The organism is Occallatibacter sp., assembly GCF_035317045.1.
Classification (GTDB): domain Bacteria; phylum Acidobacteriota; class Terriglobia; order Terriglobales; family Acidobacteriaceae; genus Telmatobacter.
The window spans coordinates 1-16,210 of sequence record NZ_DATHHT010000029.1 but is presented as its reverse complement, the minus strand read 5'-3'; the positions used below and the strand labels follow the sequence as shown (position 1 = coordinate 16,210).

The following is a 16,210-nucleotide window of genomic DNA, read 5'->3' as shown; positions in this document are numbered from 1 at the left end:
ACGACGCTGCCCGCTTCCTTTAACCTGAGACGCTATGGGAAAGATTCTCGGCGTTGTCAATCAAAAGGGTGGTGTGGGCAAAACCACCACCGCCATCAATCTTTCCGCTTGCCTCGCGCTGGAGGGCCTCAAAATCCTTCTGGTCGACTGCGATCCGCAGGCAAATGCCTCCTCCGGCCTCGGTGTCGCCCGCGATGACAATCGCCACTCTATCTACGACGTCCTCGTCGGAGATTCGGAGGCAGAACAGGTCATCCTCCCCAGTGGGGTCGAAAATCTCTGGATACTTCCAGGCTCGAAGAACCTTACCGGCGCAAATATCGAGCTGACGAACGTAGAAGATCGTGCGGTTCGCCTTCGCCAGGCTCTTGCTCCAGTCAAAGACAAGTACGACGTCGTTATTCTCGACTGCCCCCCGGCACTCGATCTGCTGACCGTCAATGTCCTGGTTGCGGCCGATTCGCTCATCGTGCCCATGCAGGCGGAGTACTTTGCCCTGGAAGGCATTACCGAGCTGATGTCGACTCTGGAACGCGTTCGCTCGGCCTTCAACCACAACGTTGAGATCGAAGGCGTGCTGCTGACCATGTACGACGATCGCACCAATCTAGCGCAGCAGGTGCGCGACACGCTCCGCGAACACTTCCGCGATCGGCTTTTCATTACCGTAATTCCGCGCAATATCCGCCTCGCTGAAGCTCCCAGTCACGGCAAGCCCGTGGCGATTTACGATTCGCGTTCGCGCGGCACCGAGGCTTACTTTGAGCTCGCAGGCGAGTATCTGGCCAGGAATCGCATCGAGAGTCCCAAAAGCATCGAGCGGAAGGTGGCCACAAATTCAAAACCAAAGGCTGAAGTCCGCTTCTGGCCATATTCCTGAGCGCGGCCTCTACAGGGCATCGCCAATTTGCAGATTGATCGAAGAATCCCCGGCTTTGCCTCTGGGGTAAAGGAATTGAAGGATGAGCATCGCAACCACCGACACCAAACGCCGCGCCCTCGGTAAGGGCCTTGATTCCTTACTCCCCCGCAGCCAGGGAAATGCCACTCCAGCTCCCGTCAACGTGTCCAAACCGGTTGAGACTGAAGGGGGAAAGCCGCGCGAGATTGCGATCGAAGAGATCGATCGAAATCCGTTCCAGACGCGCACCCATATGGACGAAGGCGAACTGGCGGAGTTGGCCGCGTCGATTACCGCGAATGGAGTTGTGCAGCCGGTTTTGGTTCGGCCCCTGGCAAGCGGCCGCTTCCAGCTGATCGCCGGCGAGAGGCGCTGGCGGGCATCGCAGCTTGCAGGCAAGAAAACCATTCCCGCGATTCTGCGCCAGGTTTCGGACGAACAGGCTCTCGAAATCACCATCGTCGAGAATCTGCAACGCGCCGACCTCAACCCGATGGAGCAGGCAAGAGCCTTCGAGAGACTCTCCCGCGAGTTCCACATGACGCAGGAGCAGATCGCGACGCGCACCGGCAAGGATCGCGTCTCGGTCACGAATTACATGCGCTTGCTGAGTATGCCGGAAACGGTTCAGAAGCTCGTTGGATCTGGAGTGTTGAGCTTTGGACATGCTAAAGTGTTGTTAGGATTGAAGTTGCATCTGGATTTCGAGAAGACAGCACAGCGAGTCTCGAATCTTTCGCTTTCTGTTCGCCAGACGGAGACCCTGGTTCAGGCCATCCTCTTTCCCGAGAAAGCAAAGAAAGAACCGAAGCCCGAGATTCCCGCCGATCCCAATGTGAAGGAAGTGGAAGAGCAGCTTCAGCGTGCACTCGGCCTGAAGGTCCATATCGAAGACAAGCACGGCCGCGGCCGCGTGATCATCGAGTATGCCGACCTGGCCGACTTCGACGGATTGCTGGAACAGCTCGCCGGCGAACAGGCCTAAGTTCGAGAGGCTCCGTCCCTGTTCGCGGAAATTCTACCGAATCTAGTTTAAGAAATACGCAACTATTTGATTGCATATCAGGAGCATCGCTTCGCTTAGGGACTTGTTTCAACGGGCGTGACGTCGGTGCCGCTCCGCTTGAACTCGTAATGGAGCAGCCATGAGCTGGCGACTGCGTGGCCGTTTTGCTGTGGCGCTTTGAATTTCCAGTCGTGGGCCGATTCCATCGCGAGGCGCGCGAAGTAGGCGCTGGAGCCGTGCACTACGAACTCCGCATTGGTGACCGCACCGGTGGGATCGACGGAGACGCGGACGGCAACCGCTATTTTGCCGTGAATCGTGTTGCTCGCGGTTTGTGGAACATCGGGAACAACGCGATGCAGGACTTCGCCTTTTTGAGGTCCGGCCGTCGCGGTCGTTGGCGCAGGTGGCTGTGGATCGGGCTTGGCCGGCGGCGCTTGCCGTGTCGTTTCCGTCTCGAGCGGATCGGTGTTGGTTTTGTGGCTGCGAAGCAGGAGCCCGACGATGATGGCCACCAGCAGAAGCAAGCCTACGATCAGCGGAATCATGGGAATGCGCGCCGAAGATGATTTCGCTGCGCTCTGGGTAGGAGTGTTCCTTTTCGGCAGTTCCTGCGGCGGCGGCAGCGGCGAAACCGGGTCGCTCTTGCCCGCGAGCATGACGCGGATCTCTCTCAGCGTGCACCGCCGCTCAGGATCAATGCGCAGGCACTGGTGCACGATCGCGGCAAAAGGCTTCGGTAGAGATGCGGGCAACACTGGATCGCCGTCACCGGCGGAGTCCCACACGGGCAACTGCTGTGTGAGAGCTTCGACGAGGGTCACGCCCAGCGACCAGATGTCGGCCGACGGCGCAATGGGATTTGTCGCCGTCTCGGGTGCGTTATGGAGGTCGCCGCTCTCGAGTTCCAGTGCCAGCCTGTCTTCCGCAAGAATGCTGTCCGCGGACAGCTTCACTTCGTTTTCGACAACCAGGATGTTCGAAGGCCTGAGGTGAGCGTGGGCATAGTTTTTCGCGTGCAGATAAGAGAGTGCGTCGAGGACCGGCACGATCATCTCGCGCGCTTCATCCGCCGCAAGTGGACGCTCAGGGATAATCTGCGAAAGCACCTCTTCCGCGAACTCGGTGACCACGTAGACCACGGGCGCACCATCGATTTCAGCGCGGCCAAAGTGCAGGATGCGCACGAGGTGCACGTGCGAAAACGAGGTCGTTTCTGTCCAGGTGGAGAGACGGTCCTCGGCCTGGGCCGGCGTGGAGAAGAGCTTGATGGCTGCCTTCTGAGAACCGGGGCCGGAAAGTTCGGTAAGGAAGGTACCGCTGGTGCCTGATCCACCCAGCCATTCGAGGAGCGAGAATCTCCCGTCGATGACCTGGCCAACCAGGCTGCCGCGAATCAGCACTGCAGTCATGGCGTAATCAGTGTAGTCGAGGTTGTGTTCATTCTCGCGATCAACGATTGAACAGGTCTCAAGTTAGGGAATGCAGGGGGAATCAGGAAAGTTGCTTGGCGAGGCGGGAGCGCAAGGAAATGTCGATCGCGATCACTGTCTCTCCTGCAGCCAGTTTTCGCCGAGGCGTTCAATAAGTTCCTTGCGCATCTTCGCGTACTTGGGGCTTCGTTTGCCGTGCAGAGCGAGGATCTGGGTGCGTTCCAGCATGGAGGGCAGTTCCGGATCAGCGTTCACGCCGCGATCAAGATAGCGGTGGACGAGCCACGGTTCCTTGATGAAATTGGCAGCGAGTTCCGGCCAGTCCGACAGCATTCCCAGCTTGTGGTCCCACAGCAGATAACCCGCCAAAGCGCCGAGAGCCGTGCGGGGATGCTCGGCGTCGATGGGGAAAACCCATGCCGCGCTCCACGTCATCACGTCCTGCGTCCGCATGGGCTTTGAGATTCCGTAACCCTGGCCGTAGTCCGCGCCGAGAATGGCGGCCGCTTCGATGAGGCCAATGTCTTCGAGGCCCTCCACAGTAACGGGCGCGCCAAAGCCCTGCGCCAGCAGGGTCAGGTGATAGATGAATTCGAGGGCCCGCACGGGTCGCTTCAACGTGCCGCGTACCAGTCCCTGGTCGATTTTCACGCGATCGCAGGCCACGCGGTCCATGCGCAGAAGCGAGCTGTGACCGGAGCCCAGATCGTCCTGCGCGATGCGGATGCCTGCCTTCTGGAATTCCTCGATGCGCGCATCGCGCCTGGCGACATCGTGCGACTCCTTGCTCTCCAGCATCTCCAGGGTCAGTACGGTGGCCGGCAATTCGCAGCGCGCAAGCGTTTCGAAGACGCAATCCCGATAGGCATCCTGTGTAAGCCCATCAGGGGGAAGATTGAGACCGACCGACAGACCCAGTTCGGGGTCTTTATCCCGCCATGAGCGCAGGTCGCGGCAAAGCTGGTCGAGGCCAAGTTGGAAGAGGCGCAACAAGCCGGCATTGCCGAATGCCGGCAGAAATGCCGCCGGCGAAATCAGCATTCCATCCGCGCCGCGCAGCCGCGCCAGGGCCTCGAGGCTATCGAGCTTTCCGGTGCGCAGGTCGATGATGGGCTGGTAAAGCATCTCCACCGCGCCGTCGTCGAGATAGTGCCGATAGTCCCTGCTCAAATCGGCGGAAAGCACCGAAGTCTGCTCGCAACGGAGGATGGCCTGGCTCAAGGATTGCTGGATGTGGCGCAACATGGCTTCCCGCGTAACAGCGCTGAAAAACCCGGGCCAGTTGCTATAGAGGCTCAGGACTGCGAACGACTGACCGGACTCGTCGAGGAGGGGAACCGCTGCGGAGGAACGAAATCCCCGCTGCAAAGCCTCATCCCGCCAGGCGTGCATCGAGGGATTCTCCTGAAACGAGCTATTGATCTGGATCTGCCCGGAACGCCAGGCGCGCCCGGCAGGGCCGTTTCCGGCTTGATTTGAAACCTGCGTTTCGAACAATGGAATGCGCCGCGTTCGCATAGCCTCGGCATAAGCCGGGCCCTCCTCCCCGCCTTCAGCCTCGATTTGCATGACACCGTGGGCGTCGGGCCGGGAAAAAAGGCATGCCGTGATGCCTTCGAATTCTCCGAGAGCCTGGAAGGTATACCGGAGAGTGTCGGCAAGATTTCGAGCTTTCTGAATCGCCACATCCAGCGTGGCGAGAAGGGATGCGATCTCGCCATCGAAGCGCGCATGGCTGGCGATCTGCGCTTCCACATCGAGCTGTACCCGCTGATGCATTGCTGCCCTGAGCCGGTCGCGTTGAAGGGGGGCCAGATCAGCTGCGAGCAGGATCGCATTAATCTGGGCGTGGTAGAGATGATAGGTCTCCATCAACATTGGAAGGCTTACGCCGACCATTTCGTGGATCCAGCCGACAAGGAGCGCTCTCTTGTATTGATCCTGCGGGGTCATTCCCGGGGAAATGATCTGCGTAAGATGCTGCATTTGCTTCAACTTGAGACGTTCCAACTCTTCCGGGCTCAATCGGGCCAGGATTGCCGAGCCCTGGGCCTGGTTGCTCAAATGGTCATAGAAGGAGTCGGCAAACGCGCGAATATCGTCGTTGACGCGCGGATGAAGGCGCAGGAGGTGCCCGAGAAGTTGATCGATCTCCTCGCCGTAAGAGGAAGCAAAATCAGCGAAATACGAGGCAGGGGGCGTCAGGTGAGTTCCGGAGCGCTCCTTCATCGTAATTCTCCCAATCTGCACCCTGGGTGCGCGCCTCAGGACGGAGTATCAATCTTTCGCATAGGGATTTCCCTGATGCGCGGCAGGTCACAAATATATCCGGTATCGCAAACGCGCGCGACCATTTCCCGTTCGGCCTGGATTGAGCCGGCCCGAGGCTCGATTTGAATGGGCCGGCGCTTCCCCTGGCGCTACCCGGCTTGACGACCGTCGGATCAACGGATGAGTTTCTGGCGCTAGGTGCGCGGGTTGTAGCCCATTCCGTTGAGCACTCCGCGCATGTAGGCGAAGCTTTCGGTCACGCCGGGCATTGGGTCGTCGCCATGCACCTCATATTCCAGATCGACCCAGCCGGGGTAGTTGATCTCCGTCAGGGCCTCGAAAATCTGGCGAATGGGCATCTTGCCTTCACCGACTGCCACCTGGCTTTCTTTCGCCGTGAAGCTGGTCAGGTCTTTCATGTGCATGTTGAAGAGGCGCGGACCGGCGGCCTTGATCGCTTCAATGACATCGGTGCCCGCGCGGACGCAGTGGCCCACGTCGATGCAGCAGCCCATCCGTGGGTCCATGTTCTTCACGAATTTCAGCACGTCATGCGGTGACGGGAAGATCTTGTCTTCTGGTCCATGGTTGTGGATGGCGATCTTGATGTCGTACTCCTTCACGAACTTCTCCACGCGCGGCAACGTGGCGGGCGCGGGATCACCGGCGACGATGACCTTCACTCCCGCGCGTTTGCAGTACTCGAACTTCGCCCGGATGTCATCGTCATCGTCTTTCTGGAAGTAGATGGCGCCGGCAGCGTGGAGATGGATGCCATTGGCCTCATAGTCAGACAGAGCCTGGGCTTCGGCCGTCGGATCCATCGGCAAATGGTCCTTCGCATCCTTGGGATTGAGGCTGGTGATGTTGAGCTGCTTCATCCAGGTGATCATCTGGGCGCGCGGGAAATTCCGGAACGTGTAGCTGGCAAGGCCCAGCTTGATGGGCGAGGGCTTACCGCTGGCTTCGGTGAGTTGGCCGAACGCGTTGCGCGCAACCGGCAGTGTTGAGGCGGCAGCAAGCAGAGCTGAAGAGCGGACAAAATTACGGCGTGAGAGATTCATATGCGCGGCTCCCATCCTTTCTCGTATTCGCGGTTCCAGTACTTCATGGCTTCGGGATCGTTCTTGATTTTTCCGTCAGCCGGGTCGAGGTCGAGTTCGCGGTTCACGAACCACGCGATGTTTGAAAGCTGCAGCATCGTCACGGCAACATTCCCTACCGAGACCGGCGCGTTCAGCTTTTCGCCCTTGCGTATGCCGGCGATGAAGTTGGCGAAGTGCGCGTCAGTCATGGAGTCGGCGCCGATAAGGTCCGCGGTCGATGTCTGTTTGCCAACCTTGAACTCGTCCGTCTTCTTGCCCTTCAGATCGTAAACTTCGTAGCCGTCGCGGTCGACGAGCACGCTGCCTTCGGTTCCTTCAATTACGGATCCACGGCCGCGATTGTACGTGTGCATGCCGTTGGAACTCGCGCTCGTCCACGAGATCGCTTTGTCGTCGTATTCGTAACTCGTCACCAGCGTGTCGTAGAACTGCCAATCGTCCTTGAAAGCGTAGCGGCCTCCGGAGGCGGTGACGCGGGTCGGATAATCGACGCCAAGCGCCCAGCGGCAGACATCCACTTCATGCGTGCCGTTGTTCAGTGTTTCGCCTGTGCCCCAGATGCGGAACCAGTGCCAGTTGTAGGGCTGCACGTTGTCTTTGTAGGTTTGGCGCGGCGCGGGGCCCTGCCAGAGATCCCAATCGAGCGTGGCCGGTACCGGAACAACCTTGCCGACGCCGATGGATTTGCGCGTGTTGTCGTACCAGCACTTTGCGAAGTAAGCCCGCCCAATCAACCCGTTGTGAACCTTGTTGACGATCTCGATGGTGTGCGGCGACGAACGCTGCTGCGTTCCCATCTGCACCAGCTTGCCGTACTTTTTCTGCGCCTCAACCAGAAGCGCACCCTCGCCGGGATTGTGGCTGCAGGGTTTTTCAACATAGACGTGCTTGCCGGCCTGGAGTCCAATGATCGCCATCGGCGCATGCCAGTGATCGGGCGTGGCTATGGTGATCGCGTCAATATCCTTGCGCTCCAGAATCTTGCGAAAGTCTTTTTCAGTCGCGGCATCGTAGCCCATCATTTTCCTGGTCTCTGCCGCAAACTTAGCCAGGATGTTGCTCTCGACATCGCAGACATGCGAGATGTGGGCTGCATCCTGATTGGCCTTCAGCGAAGAAAGGTGCGCGTAGGCGCGACCGTTCAGTCCGATGACGGCGAAGTTGAGCCGTTCGTTGGAGCCGAGGATCTGGCCGTAGCTTTTCGCGGTTGAGCCGATCGCAAGCCCGGCCGCTCCCACGGCAAGTGTGTCAAGGAATTCACGTCTGGTGACCATGCAGTCTCCTCCGGGGCACAACCTTCAAGGTTCTTCGTTCGCGCTCGAAGCTCGCCGGAGCTGTGCCGTTCGCGCATGGACATGCTATATCGTGCGGTTCAGGCGGCGAGTTGATATGTCCCGCCTGCGGGCACAGACGGTTCGGACCGCGGCAGGATTTGGGTTCTTTCAGATGCGTAGAATCGTGGAATGCGTACGCCGCAACATATAGGGATCGTGGGCTGTTCCGCCGAAGGCGCGGCGCTCTGCTATCGCACCATCTGCGCAAAGGGCGCGCAGCTGCTGGGTCCGCACGCGCATCCTGAGGTTACGATGCACACCCACTCACTCGCGGCCTATGTGGAGTGCATCGAGCGGAACGACTGGGAAGGCGTGGCCGATCTCATGCTCGACTCGGCCGGTAAGTTGAAAAGCGCCGGCGCGGACTTCGTCATCTGTCCCGACAACACCATCCACCAGGCCATGCACCTGGTCGAGCCCCGATCGCCGCTTCAATGGATGCACATTGCGGAGGTGGTTGCGGATGAGGCCGTGGCGCGCGCCTATCAGCGACTTGGACTGCTGGGTACGCGCTCGCTGGTGGAGAGCGAGGTCTATCCGCTGAAGCTGGCAGTGCGTGGCATTGACCACCTGCGCCCGACGGAAGAAGAGCGAAAGGAGATCGACCGCATCATCATGGACGAGCTGGTGTACGGCGTCTTTCGGCCGCAATCGGTGACGTATCTTCAGCTTGTGATTCGTCGCATGAAAGACGAAAGCTGCGATGCTGTCGTGCTGGGCTGCACTGAGATTCCGCTCATCCTCGGCAACAAGAACTCGCCGCTGCCGGCGCTGGACTCAACGCGGCTGCTGGCGTGGGCAGCACTCAAGCGCTCTGTGGCAGATCCCGTCAACGCTGTCTGACTTCGATTGGCTCGGTCGCAAATGCAGAAAGGGACGCATGTGCGTCCCTTTCTGTCGTATTGCAAGAATTAAAAGAGGCTACTTCTTCTTTGCTGGCTGCTTGGCAATCACCAGGCTGGAGATCTTGTCATAGGTTGCCGCCGGAACAATCCCCTTGCTTTTCAATTGGGTCTTGTTGGCGTAGGGCCGACCGGCGATGATCTTCGCCGAATACGCATCACCGACGCCGGGAAGCGCCTTGAGCTGATCGGCTGTCGCCGAGTTGATGTCGACCAGGTCGCCGGCCGGCGCTGCCTTTGCGGGTTTGCTGGCGGCGGCGGTTGCGGGTTTGGCTTTGCTCGGGGTCTGGGCAAAGGTTGTGGCCGGCAGGCAGAGCAGCGAGCAAAGGGCCAATCCGAGAATTGTGGAGCTGAAGCGACGGAATCGCATGGAATTCTCCTTGAGTGCGTTTTTTTTGAAGCGGCAAGACCGGCGACGAGTTTTTGGAGACGAACTTAACCGCGCACTCATGCTAGCCGCTGCAGCCGGTGGTCTGGAAGGACAAAGAGGCAGAAGACACAACTAAAAAGAAAGAGCGACACGAGGCTGATTCGCCGTGTCGCTCTTGAGAGTGGTGGTTGTTGGAGAAGTTACTCGGCTGAACGGCGAGGACCCTTGCGGCGATCCACCTTTTCCGCGCGCCAGTCTGGGGCGCCGGTGCGGCGTTCGCGGGCGTTCGCGCGGCGTTCGGGAATCTTGGTCATATCGGGCAAAACCACCATGGGCAGGTTTGCGGACTCAAGGGTGAGGATGTCTTCGTCCAGATCGACGTTGCAGGCCATGTTGCCATTGGTCAGCAACTTATTGAGAACAGGAATCTTCACCCGCTGGGTTTCGATGAAATCCACGCCTTCGGCGGTCAGAGAGAAATCGGAGTTGTCCGCCCGGGTGATGTAGCCCTTCTTGCTGAGATACCACGTGGTGAAGTCGAGGTAATCGCGCGGGAAGCCCATGCGCTTTTCAATTTCGGCAAGGCTCACCTTGGGTTCAAACGGATTGCTGCGACGCCGGTAGTAGAGCACAGCCAGCACCGCGAGACGGCGATTCAACTCACCCTGCACCTGGTCCATGAAGTCGACGGACTCAGACAGCGGAGTGCGGTCCGACCCATCCTCGTCATATTCACGGTCATAATCTGAACGGCGCTCGTGGTCAGAGAGGACGTCGTAGGCCGACTTCAACAGAAAGAACTTCTCCGGATCACCGGTTTCCGGATTATCCGGATGAAAGCGAGCAGCCAGGTAGCGGTAAACACGGTGGATCGTTTCCGTGTCCGCATGGGGACTGATTTGGAGAAACTCGTAGTAGTCCAGCGTCTTGGTCGCGTCAATCATGGGGGGAAACCTCTCCTGTCGTTCGTGATTGGAGGCTTGTTATAGGCGAAGCGTAGCACTGGTGTTCGGGGGTGCAGCAATCACCCGATTTGGGGAGCCGCCGACGAATGTAACTACACTCGATGTGACGAACGGGTCATGGGCAGCTGATTTTCACCACATGCAAATGCAAGACAGTTATTCGCTTAGAGAATGGAATCCTGCGGTTCCCGAAGCTGGCAAGCGTGCAGTCTGCGTCGCGGTTACGTGCGTACCGCTTCATATCGCGATCCTCACCAGGTCACCTCTGGCGGAATGCAGATGCGACCTTTTTGGGCGCGGTCGATATACTCACCAGTTAAGGCGCAAATGCCCGATCGGAGCCTGTGCGCTCAACGGAGAACGCCGTTTTGTCCTTTACCCGCCGCGGATTTTTGAAGTCGCTCTCCAGAACCGCGCTGGTCTTATCCCTGGAAGACGTTTTGAGGCTGGCTCGACCCGCCTTCGGTCAGCAGTCGCCTCAAGCGCCCAAAGCGGCCGGCAACGCACGCCAATCGTATGAAGCCGCTCCTCGGCCGGCGCCCAAGGGTGCGCCGTCACCAGTTACGGGAACTCCGCTCGGTGTGCAGTTCGTCGATGTGGCGAAAGAAGCGGGCCTGGATGTCGAGATGATCTACGGCGGCGAGCACCGCAACAAATATCTGCTCGAAACCACGGGCTGTGGCGCCGCGTTCTTTGACTACGACCAGGACGATTGGGTCGATATTTTTCTTGTGAACGGCTGGCGCCTCGAAGGATTCCCCAAAGGCCACGAGCCCGTCTGCCGTCTCTTCAAGAACAATCGCGACGGGACATTTACCGATGTGACGATCAAGTCCGGACTGGCGCGCTCCGGCTGGGGACAGGCATGCTGTGTGGGCGACTACAACAACGATGGCTGGAACGACCTGTTCGTCAGCTACTACGGCCAGAACGCGCTGTTCCGCAACAATGGCAACGGCACGTTTACCGAAGTGACCAAAGAGGCCGGCCTGCTGCAGGATCGCCTGCGCTGGAACTCCGGCTGCTCATTCCTTGACTACGACAAGGACGGCCACCTCGATCTATTCGTTGGCAACTACATCGACCTGGATCTGAAGACCACGCCACTGCCCGAAGACGCGAACTGCACCTATAAGGGCATTGTGGTGGCTTGCGGGCCGCCGGGACTCGAAGGCGGCAAGAACATCCTTTATCACAACAAGGGCGACGGCACCTTTGAAGACGTAAGCGAGCGAGCCGGCATGTGGGGCACGCTTGGGACCTATGCACTGAGTTGCGGTGTAGCGGATCTGGACAACACGGGCTGGCCCAATATCTACGTCGCCAATGATTCGACCTCGGCCACCTACTACGTGAATCAGAAAGACGGCACATTCAAAGACGCGGCGATTGAGGCGGGTGTCGCGTATTCGCCAGATGGCAAGCCGCAGGCCGGCATGGGCGTTTCGATCGGCGATTACAACCGCGACGGCATGCTCGACATCGTGAAAACCAATTTCGCGGGCGACACAGACTCGCTCTACATGAATCTCGGCGATGGCTCGTTTGATGATCGTACCTACCAGGCAGGCCTCGGCATCAACACGCGGTTGCTGGGCTGGGGCGTCAGCTTCATTGACATCGACAACGACGGCTGGCTCGACATTCTCGTCGCCAATGGACACGTGTACCCTGAGGTCGATGGCACTCAGGTGGATGCATCCTACGCGGAGCGGAAATATCTCTATCGCAATTTGCGCAATGGCCAGTTCGAGGACGTGAGCCTGGCCGGTGGCAGCGGCATCACTGTCGATGCGAAGGCGCGGGGTTTTGCCGTGGGCGACTATGACAACGACGGCGATCTCGATGCGGTGGTGAATTGCGTGAATGCGATTCCGCAACTGCTGCGTTGCGATTCGACGCTGAATCGAAGCTGGGTAAAGATTCGCCTGGTCGGAACAAAGTCGAACAAGACCGGCATCGGCGCGCGCATCAAAGTTGTGGCGCAGACCGGATCACCTGTGCTCACAGCCAAGCCATCCTCACCGCTCAACCACCCCACGGACAAAGACCCGTCCGCGGGGGCCCCGCCTCTCCTTCAAATTGAGGACGTGAAATCGTGCAACGGATACTACTCAGCCAGCGATCTGCGCATTCACTTCGGATTGAATGAAGCGAAGAAAGTGGACCTATTGGAGATTCGCTGGCCTTCCGGCGCCGTCGACACACTCAAAGACCTCGATGTGAATCGGCTATACGTGATCGAAGAGGGCGGCAAGCTCCTGAAGAACGAAGCGCTCACTCCCGCAAAGAGAAAAGCGTGAGTCAAAACTGACGCTCGCGATTTTTCGTCCACCGTCCACGCAGTTTGTGCCAAGCGTCTGAAGCCTGGCGGGTGGCATTCCCCAGCTGTTTACTATTGCGTTATTGACGAGTGGGCGGTGATACTCCCGGATGCCTGAAGATCAGGCCCTGGTCGGGATTGGGAATCCGATTCGATCGCTACCTTTCAACTGGAATGAAGTCGGGGAGCATATGAGACTCGGATCGAAAGATATGGTAGCCATCGAATCTGATGTCATTCACCATCGTTGCGTACGGCCCGTAAGCCATGAATGCTTCATCCCAGTCCGTAAGAATCCGCACAGTCCGCCCCCGTACGATCGTGACGCTTCTCAGCGGGCACACATAGGTTTTTCCACCGATATCGACCGGACCGTATTCGATCATGATGTCTTCCCTAGCCAGCGGAGTTGTGGATTTCAGGTCGGCTTGGAACTCAAGGCGAAGGATGGCGCCGCTTCCGGGATCGATGGCAATCTCTTCGTGATATCCCGCATAGCGCTGAAAGGCTTCCGTGCCGTCCCCGTCGGGAAGGCAGCAGAGCCATACTGGGCGAAGCGACGTTTCCGGCGGAATGGTGTAACGGAACACGGCAAGCGGGCCGCGAGCACCTTGCTCCCAGCGGCTCCAGGTCAACCCGCCATTCCCATTGATTGTATCGAGCACTCCTTCGAGAGCCGGACCGAAGATGCCATAGGTGATCAATTCAGGATCATGTGGCTTTCGCTTGGGAGGCTTTGTCTCAGGGATTTCATGGCCATTACGGTAAAGCACGATGGCAGTCGAACTGTCGGTGACGTGAAGCGGCTGATAGTCGACGCTGCTTCCGGCTGCCGAATAGACCGGTGTCTCCTGGTAGCGCACTGTTGTTCGCCTTGCGAAAAGATCCGGCAGCTTGTGAATCGTCGTCCTCAGGTACGCGGACGTGAGAGAGAGTATGTGCTGCTGCGTGTTTAGATCAGGTGGCGCACCGATGGGAGTCTCTTTGGCCGGAGCGTCCAGAAAAGTCGCTGAATCCGCGAGAATGCGGAGTTCCTGCCGGACGCGCTTGCCGGACGCGGCAGCGTTTAGTAATAACAGCTTGTCTTCGCTTAGCCGCTCCGTGAGCGCAAGTTCTGAAAGTTCCTTCGCCAGGTCTGCGTCTGACTTTCCACCCGACGCAGCCAACAACGGTTCGAGTTGTGCGAGCGACACGCGTCTGGGCTGAGGGATCGGATCAATCGAGTAATACTGCTGATCGTAGTAGCCGGTATTGGTGCGCCCAATCAGCCCCGGTCGGTTAACCACGATCTTCAGATCGTGATACTCGTTCGGATGGCCTGCGGGAAATGGGTCAAAGGAAATCCTGTAATAGGGGCCGGCGTCCTGAACGCAGCTTTCGATTTGCTTTACCACATCCAGGCCTTCTTCCATCACGCGGCCGCCACTCTGGACCGCCAGCACCTTTCTATAAAGGTTCATGAAGCTGGCTTTCTCCGGTGATGTCACTCCGGCCAAGTGGTCTCTGTAGAGCAGGGTGTGCGGATCGGTTTCTCCCACCGTAAAGCTATAGAGAACGACGTGCGCTTCCCGCAGCAGCGCGGAAAACCACCAGACAGAGTCGAAGGGCGGAGGCGATCCCGCTGCTGCATTTACGTATGCGCCGCTCCCTAATCCCCAGCCGGGGCCGACCCACAGCAGGAGCTTTTTGCCCGGCCTCTTTCGTTCCTCGGTGGCAATCTGGCCCAGCGCCTTCAAAGCAACCTTTGAAGGAGGTTCCTTCGAACCCACAATTGCCGATGATTTCTGCCAGCCCACATTGGGGCGAACCAACGTGAAGGTATTACTCTCGATCTCGCGTGCCAGCACGTTTCCGTCGCTGGAAGGGGCAAAAGTCCACAGGCCACTATCGGCCAGCAGGAATACGGACGCAGGGCGCTCCAGTCGTCCGCCGCCTCGGCGCAGAGATGTCATAACTGCAAGGCGTTCCTCGCGTGCGAGAATCTCCGGCATTTCCATGGTGTCGATCAGCAGAATGACTTTTACGGGGGGCTCGGACGATGTACCCCGGCCATCGAAGGCCTGAAATGAAAGGATGTTTTGCCTGCGGCCGTTCTCGAGCAGACTGAAATCAGCCTCGCCGAGGCCGGGTACTGGATTTCCAGTCTCGTCCGATACCACGACATCGAGCTTGATCAGTCCTTCCCCCCGGTCCCTTGAAGCCGAAGGGGTCGCCGCAGTGTGGACGTTCGGCAGCGCGTGCTGCGTGTCAGACTGGGCACATCCCAGGCTCGAAGCCCAAATAAGAAGAGCAACGCAGGTGCAAAGATGATTGTTCATTCGAAACGGCTCGGATCGCGCCAACTTTCGTGAGGGGATTATAAGCTGTGGGTTCGCTCCGATGACGCATCCACGCGTTGCGCTTGAGGCCCGGCGTCCTTGGCTCAACTAGCGAAGCGGATCAACTCTTCACTTACGGGCGTTTCGAGTGGATTGTGGTCCAACCGGACGTTACCAAAAATGGGGCAATTCCTCAATTGGCGGTGAGACACAATCAGAACTCGTTATTTATTGGAAGAACCCCAGCGCCCACACACCGCCAAGCAAGCAAACAAATGCGACCACTATTGCAAACCGGACCTTCATGAGAAGAGTTCCGGTCGGGAAATGCCGTTTGTACTCGCGGTGCAGAAGCAGTGTCTTTGATAGATACCAGCCCATTGGTGAGAACTGCGCGTCTTTTGGCAAGCGTGAATTCACCTCTTCTACCATCTCGATGTTGGCGATCGCGCCGAACAAGCCGCAAGCAGCCGTTCCCACGACTGCGGCGATCCCTAGGATCACGCGAAGATTCATGGTGGAGATTGTAACGGGCCACAGCGGTCAAGGCTGTCAAGACTGTCGGTTCGCGATAGCGGTCGCGACATTCCGGTTGTCTCGTGGGCCACACGAAAATTACTCTTCTGATAACAGTTTCGCTTCTTGTTGCTCAAGTAGTAATTTCCGGATCGGCGGTAACACGCCCTGAACCGGATGCTTTGCATGCCGGATTACAATCTGGACTGGGCTGTCTAGGTTTCCACGGCAAGGAGTTCGTCTTGGAATGAAACGAAGATGGACGCTCGGAATCGGATTACCGGTGGCATTAATCGCTACTGGCGCAGTCTGCTGGTTCACAAGCAGCTATTGCCGGTTTTGGATGTGGGAAGCCTATCAATCTGTTCGCCCGATTCCATCGCGATGCAAGCAGAGAGCCGTCGACTTCCAGGCGAGAGTGAAGCGAATCGAAGCGAACGCCAAAAAGTCGCTCAAACCGGGAACCAAAAAGGCCGATGTGACGGCCTTCTTTGCATCCGAGAGAATCCCGATGGGGTTCTATAAGATGGCTGGACAAAACGAGGCCAGTGGTCAGGTTTTCGTGACAGGCCTAACCGAATGTGCAAGCGTCGCGTGCGGCGACGATTCAGCATTGATTGGCGATCGGGTGGATGTTGATGAGAACGGGACCGTCGTATCCGATCCAGTGGTCGTAGGTATGTATACGGATTGCTTGTGAACTCGATTAATGCTCAGCGTAAACAACATGAACGCCAGCGTGTCTGAGCGCGAATCCTGAGTCAG

13 protein-coding genes are annotated in these 16,210 nt (G+C 58.3%); 5 read left to right on the top strand and 8 right to left on the bottom strand.

Features of this window, described 5'->3' with window-relative positions; all coding sequences use genetic code 11:
- Window positions 1-34 precede the first annotated feature (34 nt).
- The gene (locus VK574_RS14395) at window positions 35-880 is read left to right on the top strand and encodes a ParA family protein (RefSeq protein ID WP_472800547.1); all 846 of its coding nucleotides are present in this window, start codon (window positions 35-37) and stop codon (window positions 878-880) included.
- A gap of 82 nt (window positions 881-962) precedes the next feature.
- A complete protein-coding gene (locus VK574_RS14390) occupies window positions 963-1,886 on the top strand; it encodes a ParB/RepB/Spo0J family partition protein (RefSeq protein ID WP_472800546.1) in 924 nt (307 codons plus the stop codon).
- 95 nt (window positions 1,887-1,981) lie between these two features.
- On the opposite strand, the gene VK574_RS14385 is transcribed toward VK574_RS14390, so the two are convergent.
- From VK574_RS14385 to VK574_RS14370, 4 genes are all read right to left on the bottom strand, one after another.
- Window positions 1,982-3,319 (bottom strand): serine/threonine protein kinase, encoded by a 1,338-nt coding sequence (locus tag VK574_RS14385; protein ID WP_472800545.1) that lies wholly within the window; start codon window positions 3,317-3,319, stop codon window positions 1,982-1,984.
- Between the two features lie 132 nt (window positions 3,320-3,451).
- Window positions 3,452-5,569, bottom strand: a complete 2,118-nt coding sequence (locus tag VK574_RS14380; RefSeq protein ID WP_472800544.1) for an EAL domain-containing protein — start codon at window positions 5,567-5,569, stop codon at window positions 3,452-3,454.
- A 236-nt stretch (window positions 5,570-5,805) separates the two neighbouring features.
- Window positions 5,806-6,675, bottom strand: coding sequence for a sugar phosphate isomerase/epimerase family protein (locus VK574_RS14375; protein ID WP_472800543.1), 870 nt, complete (start codon window positions 6,673-6,675; stop codon window positions 5,806-5,808).
- Window positions 6,672-7,991: a Gfo/Idh/MocA family protein gene (locus VK574_RS14370; protein ID WP_472800542.1), complete on the bottom strand. Its 1,320-nt coding sequence runs from the start codon at window positions 7,989-7,991 to the stop codon at window positions 6,672-6,674. Before VK574_RS14370 ends, VK574_RS14375 begins: the two co-directional genes overlap by 4 nt.
- Window positions 7,992-8,180: 189 nt before the next feature.
- Here VK574_RS14370 and VK574_RS14365 point away from each other — a divergent pair, with 189 nt between their 5' ends.
- Entirely contained in the window at window positions 8,181-8,894 is a 714-nt protein-coding gene (locus VK574_RS14365; RefSeq protein WP_472800541.1) for an aspartate/glutamate racemase family protein, read from the top strand.
- Between the two features lie 78 nt (window positions 8,895-8,972).
- On the opposite strand, the gene VK574_RS14360 is transcribed toward VK574_RS14365, so the two are convergent.
- Together VK574_RS14360 and VK574_RS14355 are read right to left on the bottom strand one after the other, a co-directional pair.
- Window positions 8,973-9,323 carry a ComEA family DNA-binding protein gene (locus tag VK574_RS14360; RefSeq protein ID WP_472800540.1) on the bottom strand — a complete coding sequence of 117 codons (351 nt, stop codon included), beginning with the start codon at window positions 9,321-9,323 and terminating at the stop codon, window positions 8,973-8,975.
- Window positions 9,324-9,523: 200 nt separating this feature from the next.
- Window positions 9,524-10,267 carry a DnaJ domain-containing protein gene (locus tag VK574_RS14355; protein ID WP_472800539.1) on the bottom strand — a complete coding sequence of 248 codons (744 nt, stop codon included), beginning with the start codon at window positions 10,265-10,267 and terminating at the stop codon, window positions 9,524-9,526.
- 389 nt (window positions 10,268-10,656) lie between these two features.
- Here VK574_RS14355 and VK574_RS14350 point away from each other — a divergent pair, with 389 nt between their 5' ends.
- Window positions 10,657-12,591 carry a CRTAC1 family protein gene (locus VK574_RS14350; protein WP_472800538.1) on the top strand — a complete coding sequence of 645 codons (1,935 nt, stop codon included), beginning with the start codon at window positions 10,657-10,659 and terminating at the stop codon, window positions 12,589-12,591.
- A gap of 178 nt (window positions 12,592-12,769) precedes the next feature.
- Here VK574_RS14350 and VK574_RS14345 read toward each other — a convergent pair whose 3' ends face one another.
- Entirely contained in the window at window positions 12,770-14,929 is a 2,160-nt protein-coding gene (locus tag VK574_RS14345; protein ID WP_472800537.1) for a VWA domain-containing protein, read from the bottom strand.
- A 228-nt stretch (window positions 14,930-15,157) separates the two neighbouring features.
- Window positions 15,158-15,445 (bottom strand): hypothetical protein, encoded by a 288-nt coding sequence (locus VK574_RS14340; protein ID WP_472800536.1) that lies wholly within the window; start codon window positions 15,443-15,445, stop codon window positions 15,158-15,160.
- Between the two features lie 418 nt (window positions 15,446-15,863).
- On the opposite strand from VK574_RS14340, the gene VK574_RS14335 reads away from it, so the two are divergent.
- Window positions 15,864-16,145: a hypothetical protein gene (locus tag VK574_RS14335; RefSeq protein ID WP_472800535.1), complete on the top strand. Its 282-nt coding sequence runs from the start codon at window positions 15,864-15,866 to the stop codon at window positions 16,143-16,145.
- The last annotated feature ends 65 nt before the right edge of the window (window positions 16,146-16,210 follow it).